General features: G+C 57.8%; 8 protein-coding genes. 3 read left to right on the top strand and 5 right to left on the bottom strand.

Annotated features, from left to right (window positions below; all coding sequences use genetic code 11):
- The coding region (locus A3A9_RS40780; protein WP_033839165.1) for an NRAMP family divalent metal transporter at positions 1 to 500 on the bottom strand (500 nt) is incomplete at its 3' end.
- 407 nt (positions 501 to 907) lie between these two features.
- On the opposite strand from A3A9_RS40780, the gene A3A9_RS46670 reads away from it, so the two are divergent.
- Positions 908 to 1,087 carry a DUF982 domain-containing protein gene (locus tag A3A9_RS46670; RefSeq protein ID WP_063827835.1) on the top strand — a complete coding sequence of 60 codons (180 nt, stop codon included), beginning with the start codon at positions 908 to 910 and terminating at the stop codon, positions 1,085 to 1,087.
- Here the strand turns inward: A3A9_RS46670 and A3A9_RS0136200 are convergent.
- Complete coding sequence (locus tag A3A9_RS0136200; protein WP_027062805.1) at positions 1,084 to 1,749, bottom strand: HAD family hydrolase; 666 nt, start codon at positions 1,747 to 1,749, stop codon at positions 1,084 to 1,086. The two genes, A3A9_RS46670 and A3A9_RS0136200, sit on opposite strands and share 4 nt — an antisense overlap.
- Positions 1,750 to 2,206: 457 nt before the next feature.
- Here A3A9_RS0136200 and A3A9_RS44620 point away from each other — a divergent pair, with 457 nt between their 5' ends.
- Complete coding sequence (locus A3A9_RS44620) at positions 2,207 to 2,779, top strand: DMT family transporter (protein ID WP_033839162.1); 573 nt, start codon at positions 2,207 to 2,209, stop codon at positions 2,777 to 2,779.
- Between the two features lie 289 nt (positions 2,780 to 3,068).
- Here the strand turns inward: A3A9_RS44620 and A3A9_RS0136185 are convergent, their stop codons facing one another.
- From A3A9_RS0136185 to ligD, 3 genes are all read right to left on the bottom strand, one after another.
- Positions 3,069 to 3,575 carry a ferritin-like domain-containing protein gene (locus A3A9_RS0136185; RefSeq protein ID WP_027062804.1) on the bottom strand — a complete coding sequence of 169 codons (507 nt, stop codon included), beginning with the start codon at positions 3,573 to 3,575 and terminating at the stop codon, positions 3,069 to 3,071.
- 121 nt (positions 3,576 to 3,696) lie between these two features.
- Positions 3,697 to 4,494, bottom strand: a complete 798-nt coding sequence (xth, locus tag A3A9_RS0136180; RefSeq protein WP_027062803.1) for an exodeoxyribonuclease III — start codon at positions 4,492 to 4,494, stop codon at positions 3,697 to 3,699.
- On the bottom strand, positions 4,491 to 6,368 hold the full coding sequence (gene ligD, locus A3A9_RS40765) for a DNA ligase D (RefSeq protein ID WP_051371513.1): 1,878 nt from the start codon (positions 6,366 to 6,368) through the stop codon (positions 4,491 to 4,493). Before ligD ends, xth begins: the two co-directional genes overlap by 4 nt.
- Before the next feature lie 597 nt (positions 6,369 to 6,965).
- On the opposite strand from ligD, the gene A3A9_RS0136170 reads away from it, so the two are divergent.
- Positions 6,966 to 7,182: transposase (locus A3A9_RS0136170; protein ID WP_027062510.1), on the top strand; the 217-nt coding region annotated here is incomplete at its 3' end.

Genomic DNA, 7,182 nt, shown 5'->3' with positions numbered 1-7,182 from the left:
GTGCCAAAATAGGCGAATAGCGACAGGGTCAGCCACTTCAGGATGGAGACATAACGGCTATATTTAAGGAACACCTGCAGCACGACGGAAACGGCGCCAAACAGGATGACGTAGAGCAGCGCGGGGCCGCCGATGATGAGTTTCAGGGCATCGCCCATGGCACCGAGATCGGCGCCGATGTTGATGATGTTGGCGATGATCAGCAGCACGACGACCGACTGCAGCAGCCAGTTTGGATAATACTCGCGCATGTTGCCGGCGATACCGCGCCCGGTGGTGCGGCCGATCCGGGCGCTGATTTCCTGTACGACCGACATCAGTGGATAACTGAAAAGCATTGTCCAGGCCAGGCCGAACCCGAACTGAGCGCCAGCCTGAGAATAGGTTGCGATGCCGCTCGGATCATCGTCAGAGGCACCCGTAATAAGGCCAGGACCGAGGACGCCTAGCAGCCGTGGCTTTAAAGGTCCAACGACCGATTTACGTGTTTTCGTGCTCATGACGCCTCCCCTGCCCGATTGCGCTAGTAACTCCGCAGATTGGGAAAAGCTCCACTCACAGCCTGCCATAGAACCATTTGCAAAAAATCAGGGCTGAACCGACGCAAAGCCAGGGGTCCGGCCATGGTGAGGTTGGGGTAGCTGGGAGCTCCACGGTACTGGCCAGCGCGATTGCGACGGCAGCCCCGGTTAAAAAAATCACTTTCTGCAGCGGGTCATTATCCCTCCACAACGCTTTGACGTCGCGCAGCGTCCGGCACTCACTGGAACGATTTTCATGCACTTTCGTTCGCTTCATCAATCCGAAGGGTGCTGTTCATCAACGACGCCTTTTTCGACGTTCCTCTGGTTGTCGAGTCAAAGGCGAGTTCCGGAGGTTGGCCAGCGTGTCGCAGGCCGCCGTATTCATGATGGAGCGCTGGCCCGAAGAACATGGGCCGCGATATCGCGCAGCGCTCCGGGCCTGTACCGGGCGCCNAGCCTCGACCGATGACGTCGAGAATGCCCGACGCGCCTTCCTGGCGGCAGCAAGGGAAGCTGGCTTGGCAGTGAAGGATGAGGATGAAGACGCGGATCTTCTAATCTAATGGCCCAAAGGAGAATACCGATAATCTTCGAGCAGCGCCGCAACATCATCATAGATGGCGGAAGCCCCAGCTCGTTCGAGGACCATGTCCGAGAAGCCTCCGGACCTCACCGCAACCGTAGCAATTCCAATCTTATTTGCTGCCTCGACGTCGTAGGGAGTATCGCCGACCACGACGGCTTCCGACGCGGCTACCCCCGGCAACTTTGCCAGCGCGGTAGAGAAGATATCGGGCGCGGGCTTGGTCCTCGCCACGTCACTGCTGCTCGTAGTGACTGTGACAAGATCGCGGGCGGCTAGGAGGTCGAGGTAGTGGTCGAGGTCGTCCTCAGGCGCAGATGACGCCAAGGCCACCTTTTGGCCATGTTGACAGGCGTGTACCAAAATATCGCGGGCCCTTGGGAACGGCCGGACAGAACGGAGAAATTTCTTACGGAAAATCTCTCCCTGTAACTTGCCAATGCTCTGTCGCCTCTCGCTATCAAGGTCCGGCGCCAAGGCCGGAATCAACATATCGGCGCCTTTGCCGATCTCGTCGTGAATGACGGGTAGCTGAAACTTTATTCCGATACTCGCGAACGCTTCTGCCCAAGCCTGGACGTGGAGCTCGTTGCTGTCGACGAGCGTGCCGTCGACATCGAAGAGGACAGCCCTTACCCGCATGTGAAATGTGACCCGACTGGCGCGAATAACCACCTCATGGTGATGCCTTTTTCGAAGGCTCCGCGCCCTGCCGATCGCCGCCTGTGCTCGACTGGGGAGCCGGATTGCGATCGATCTGGGGATTTTGATCGACCGGCTGATCGTTCATCTGGTTGGGTCCGTCTCGCCTGGATTGTCCCCCGTAGCGGACGCAGCCGTGCCAGCGCCATCCTTCGTCGTAATGTCTTCGCCTGCTCTCCGTAGATTTCGGCAATGCCCCACGCAATGATTGCCAACAATAGTCCGCCCAAAAGAACGCCGAGCGCCGGTCGGCCGAGGCCGCCTTGGCGAGCCTTCTTCCCGGAAATGTTCTTGGTCATCGCTTCGCACCTTTGAGCGGGGATGGCGCGCGAACCTCGGCAGATACGCGGGCCGACCAAGATTTGCCTCTCGGTCGCGACAGGAACCGCTGAAGAACTTGTCGCTGTCGTTCAAGCTGCCGCGAGCACAATGGTTCCGAACGCCAAGGCACGTGGCGTCCACGGCAAAGCTGCAAAGGATTCATAATTTTTGCCTATATTTTTGGAACGGGATCCTAATAGCGAGGTTCGCCTATCAGTTCGCAATCAAGTCGCGAACCGAACCACCGCCCGTTTGCGCCATCGCTCCGCCAACCAGGCCGAAGGTCAAAAATTGGTGCTGCGAGGACCTTCACCATCTTTACTTCTCCTACGGTGAGTGGGGATGGCGCGATTGGACAGGATGGCTCTTCCTAGTCCTGTTCGGATTGTTCATCGGCTATAGTCTGTTTATGAAGCTTCTTCGTGATATCGGCCCTTCGGGTGCGGGTGCCTACGCTTTTGTTTCTCCCGTGATAGCAGTCGTGTTTGGCATTCTGGTGAATGGGGAAACTATTGATTGTACTGACCTCATTGGCATGACAGTCATGCTCGCTGCTGCTTACTTGGCGTTGCGCCCGCGTGCGGCACCTGAGGCAGAATCATTAGCCGCTACCAATCGCCGGGAGCTTCTGCGTCGTGAAGAAACTTGAGCATGGAATCGCGAGTATGCCACCGGCAGAAACGCCTCCGCGCTGAAGGCTACTATAGCGGAATAGATCTTGCGAACCTAAGAGCTGGCTCCCGCGGCGCAACCCTGATCCTGCGACTCGAGCGTTGGCGATAGTCGCCGCTAGGGAGCACCAACGCCGAAGCCGGGGCAGCAATGCCCCGGTTTCTTGGACCTGAGGGTCCTTCTTGAAATCAAACCCCACGCCCGGCGCTGACGCTATTCTCTACGGACTTGGCCTTGTGGCGCAACTCGCCCACGCTCAGGTACCCTCAGGAGGAAGCGCTGGCATTGACCGACCCTTCTGCGAGCTCGGTGAGCTTCGTGTCGGTCGCTTTCTCCTCCTCAAGCGTTTCCTCGAGAAGGTCCGCCACGTCAGAATGGCTCAGTTCCCTCGCCCATGCAATCAAAGTGCCGTAGCGGCTGATCTCATAGTGTTCGACAGCCTGTGCCGCAGCGATCAAGGCGGCGTCCAGGACGCGGTCATCGTCGACTTCGCCGGCGACCTCGTCAGCTTCCTCTAGAATCCCGTCAATTGCAGGGCATTGAACGCCCTCCGCTTCAAGGCCCAGCTTCTCGAAGACTTGGTCCAAGCGCGCAATCTGGCTTGTCGTTTCGCCGAGGTGTTGCTCGAACCCCGCTTTCAATTCGGGGGCGGTCGCCTTGTCGATCATATCCGGCAATGCCTTTTCGATTTTGTTCTCGGCATAATAGATATCCTGCAGCGTGTGCAGGAACAGATCGTCCATGGTCTTGATATCTTTTGAGAAGAATCCCATCGCGTTATCTCCATTGTTCATCGGCAGTTGGGTGGGTTGAAAGGGCCGAATGACTTCGACCTTGCTTGCCGTGAACGTCGAAGGGGTGCAGCGGTTCCTATCCGGCGCCGTTTTAGAGGCTCTATCGCGGCCGCTTTGGCTTTGCGTTGTCGGAAAGCTTAACCCAAGTGGGGGCATGGTCGCTGGACTTCTCCCAACCGCGAACCTCTCGGTCGACGCCAGCGCCCTCTAGTTTCTCGGCAACTGCTGGACTGAGCAGAAGATGATCGATCCGGAGCCCTGCGTCCCGCGCGAACGCATTTCTGAAATAATCCCAGAAGGTATAGATGCGTTCGCCCGGGTGTTTCTCACGCAGCGCGTCAATCCAGCCTTGTGACACAAGTCGCCGATAGGCTTCGCGGACTTCGGGGCGGAACAGTGCGTCGTCTACCCACCGCTCTGGCTTATAGACATCGAGGTCAGTTGGCATCACGTTGAAATCGCCCGCCAGCACAACCGGCGCCTCGGTTGCGAGGAGTTCGGCCGCATGCGCCTGTAAGGCGTCAAACCAGCGCAGTTTGTAATCAAATTTGGGCCCTGGTGCCGGGTTGCCGTTTGGCAAATACAAGCAGGCGATTACGATCCCCTGGGCGGCCGCTTCGATATACCGGCTGTGACCTTCATCAGGATCATTCGGCAGGCCGCGTCGGATTTCGCGAGGCTCCGAGCCGCGAGCTAAGATTGCAACTCCATTCCAGCTCTTCTGACCGTGCCAGATGGCCCCGTAGCCGGCGTCGCGAATGGCAGTTTCGGGGAACCGATCCTGGGGAGCTTTCAACTCCTGCAGGCATACGATGTCCGGCTTTGCCTCTTCGAGCCAACGCAGTAGGACTGGCAATCTGCCATTGACGCCGTTCACATTATAAGTGGCGATCTTCATGAGGTGATATCCGGGAGGGTCTGATCTGCTCGTCCCCAACCGGCTAGCGCCTTTGATTGCGAGCGTGTCAGCAACTCGGCGCCGTCAGTGACGTGCCAGCGTGCTGGCCCTACAACCGTTTCCAATTCCGGCCAGGTTATCGGCACAGCCACCGGGGCCGCCGGGCGTGCCCTGACGCTATAGGGCATTACGGCCGTAGCGCCCCGTTGGTTGCGGAGATAGTCGATAAAAATACGACCTTTACGCTTAGCCTTGTATAGAGCGACTGTGAAATTCTCGGGATCGCTATCGGCGACGACTCCAGCCAATCGCCGCGCGAAATCCTTGATTTCCGGCCATTCGGCCTGGGGGGTCAATGGTGCTATGACATGCACCCCCTTGCCACCGGTCACCATTGGATAGGTCACCAAGTTAATCTGCTTCAATAGATCGCGAAAGTAGAATGCGGCCTTGCGCACCGCGTCGAAATCAAGGCCCTCGTCGGGATCGAGATCGAAAACCATCCGATCAGCCTTTTCGACGTCCTCGATCCGAGCGCCCCAACCGTGGAATTCGATTGTGCCCATCTGGACACAAGTCAATAGACCCTCCGGGTCGTCGATGAACAGGTAGGGCTGTTCATCGCCATCCTTTTCAGCAATCGCGACCTGATGGACATGATCCCCGAAGCTACCGGCGTCATGTTTTTGAAAGAAACACTTTTTGGCCCGTCCTTGGGGGCAGCGGACCGGGCTGATCGGACGGCTGCCCGCCAATGGGAGCATCGCCGGCGCGATCGCCGCGTAATAATCGGCCAGGGAGCCCTTGGTGACCTCGTTCTCGGGATACAGGATTCTATCACGCTTGCTGATTCTTATACCACCCGCTGGACTCTTGACTTCGTCTACGGGTTTCGCGGTTTCGAGGAAAACCGCAGATGGCTTTTTATCCTCGCGCAGTCCGAGGTAGCTGGGATGTCGCAGGACCCCCTCGGCGGTGATCTCTGCGAAAGCAATTTCAGCAACCAGCGGCGGCTGCAGCCAGTGAGCACCCCGGACTACAGTGCGAGGTGCATCGACGGTCGGCGTAGAGCTCTCCAGGGGCTTCATGAGGCGGACAAGCCGTGCCATCTCGGACGTATCAAATCCCGTACCGACCTTGCCCGCGTAGCGGAGTCGGCCGCCGTCGTTTGCACCAAGCAGCAGCGACTTGAAGCCACGAGCTTTGTCCGAGGGGGTCCAGCCAACGACTAAAAATTCCTGACGTTTTGTGCATTTGATTTTTAGCCAGTTGCCCGACCGTGAACCGCTGTAAAGACTGTCAGCCCGTTTCGAAATGATCCCTTCGAGCCCGGCAGCGCAGAAGGTCTGCAAAAGCTTGTCACCACTTCCGGTTATATGCTCGGAGTAGAGGAGAGTGCGACCGTCGGTGGTCGGCAGCAGCGCCTCAAGTCGTTTTTTCCGTTCAATCAGTGGTAACGCGCGTAGGTCCTCCCCATCGAGGGCCAGCAAGTCGAAGGCATAGTAAAACACGCTCTGGCGATTGCTTTTTAACGCTTTCTGCAGCGCCTGGAAGTTTGACACTCCCTTGTCGTCCATGACGACGGCCTCGCCATCAATCAGCGCCGATGTGACGGGGAGGCCGGCCGCCTCAAGGACGATATGGCTGAACTTGGTGGACCAGTCGAGGCCAGAGCGGGTGTAGGCCTTTGCCTGACCGCCGCCGACGGCGAGCAGCGTTCGGTAACCATCGTATTTGATCTCGTGAACCCACTCGAGTGCCGTAGGAACTCGGTCTACAAGCGTGGCAAGCTGGGGTGGCTGGAACGGCGGGGGCGACTTCGCCGCGCCGTTAGAATTACGTCGCTTTGTTTTGACCAGTGGTGGGTTCCCCATACCCGATTAATCTAATATCGGCCGACTAGTTCCAACGCGCGCATCTGTGTGCATGAACAAAAGCCTACGGGTCACGTTGCGACGCCGCATAGGAGGTTCTCATGGCAGAAAACGTGATGCCCGCGACCGTGCCAACGTCTCGGCCGAAGAGGACTACCAGATAGCGTATTTTGCCAAGCCAATCGTCTTACAACAGCGCTGACTCAGGACCTGATCGGGAAACATAGAAACGACCGTGCCACGCTGGAAAAGGCAGCCCGGCAGTTGCGACGTCGCTAGCGCGAACGGCCTATTACAACGCTCGATCCCTAAGATCTTGAGGTCCTGCCTATCATTTATGATTTAGAAGCCATTTGTGATCGCGCAGATCATCACGGCTCTCTCGACTCTCCTGAATTACTCCCGCTGGCCAGAACGGGCCGCGCCACCAGACATAACCTACTGACTCCAACCCAACGTCAGGATCAGCGATGCCTCAAACATCTGGGCTCCGCTCTCGCCGCGCACTTTCACGGTGAGTTTGACTAGGCTGCAAACTCATAAACGGACTACCGTTTTGTGATGTGTTCTGATTCAAGGCTTCTTTTGGAGGCTTGAATGCGTCGTTACGAACTGAGCGATTTTGAATGGAGCGTGATCCAGCCCAACTTGCCTTCCAAGGTTCGCGGCGTGGCGCGTGTCGATGACCGTCGCGTTCTCAACGGCATCCTGTGGCGTTTCCGAACCGGCTCGCCCTGGGCCGATGTGCCGGAGCGCTACGGCCCCTACACCACCTGCTACAACCGGTTTGTTCGATGGCGCAAAGCCGGGGTCT

Source organism: Mesorhizobium loti CJ3sym (assembly GCF_000472785.1).
GTDB lineage: Bacteria > Pseudomonadota > Alphaproteobacteria > Rhizobiales > Rhizobiaceae > Mesorhizobium > Mesorhizobium loti_E.
This window is presented reverse-complemented; position numbering and strand designations above follow the sequence as displayed.

Bases quoted from the DNA above. Each gene is read 5' to 3' on its own strand.
- ligD (WP_051371513.1), bottom strand. From the start codon at position 6,368: ATGGGGAACCCACCACTGGTCAAAACAAAGCGACGTAATTCTAACGGC.
- A3A9_RS0136200 (WP_027062805.1), bottom strand. From the start codon at position 1,749: ATGCGGGTAAGGGCTGTCCTCTTCGATGTCGACGGCACGCTCGTCGAC.
- xth (WP_027062803.1), bottom strand. From the start codon at position 4,494: ATGAAGATCGCCACTTATAATGTGAACGGCGTCAATGGCAGATTGCCA.
- A3A9_RS0136185 (WP_027062804.1), bottom strand. From the start codon at position 3,575: ATGGGATTCTTCTCAAAAGATATCAAGACCATGGACGATCTGTTCCTG.